At 66.4% G+C, this 473-nt stretch carries 1 protein-coding gene; it reads right to left on the reverse strand.

The window, feature by feature from the left end:
• Positions 1-428: SPFH domain-containing protein (locus IF22_RS0132615; RefSeq protein ID WP_245233808.1), on the reverse strand; the 428-nt coding region annotated here is incomplete at its 3' end.
• Positions 429-473: the final 45 nt, after the last annotated feature.

Here is a 473-nt window from a genome sequence, read left to right on the forward strand (position 1 = left end):
GCTCGGTGGGGGGGGCCCCCCAGGCAGTCGAGCAGCGCCGCGACCTCCTGTCCCGGCTGCTCGCGCTCGGCCTCGGCCTGACGGGCCATCGCCCGCTGCATCGTCTGCGGCAACTCGATGTCCTTGAGTTCTACGAGCAGTACGAGGACTCCCCATTGCTGGGTGGTGCGGTCGAGTATCTGCTTGATCGACTCGTTGATCGTCTCGGTGTCGGTGAGCACCTGGTCCAGCAGGGAACGTCCGACGACGTTACGGACCGTCGTCTGGGCGATCTGACTGATCGCGGTCTGCACGTCCTCGATCTCCACGATCGACTTCACCGGGTCGACCCGGCGGAAGTAGGCCACCGCGGCGACGCCGATGGACACGTTGTCCCGGGTGATGATCTGCTGCGACGGGACGGGCATGGTCACGGTGCGCAGACTCACCTTCCGCATCCGATCCACCAGCGGGATCATGAACCGCAGCCCGCG

This window comes from Micromonospora parva, assembly GCF_000718515.1.
Lineage (GTDB): Bacteria > Actinomycetota > Actinomycetes > Mycobacteriales > Micromonosporaceae > Micromonospora > Micromonospora parva.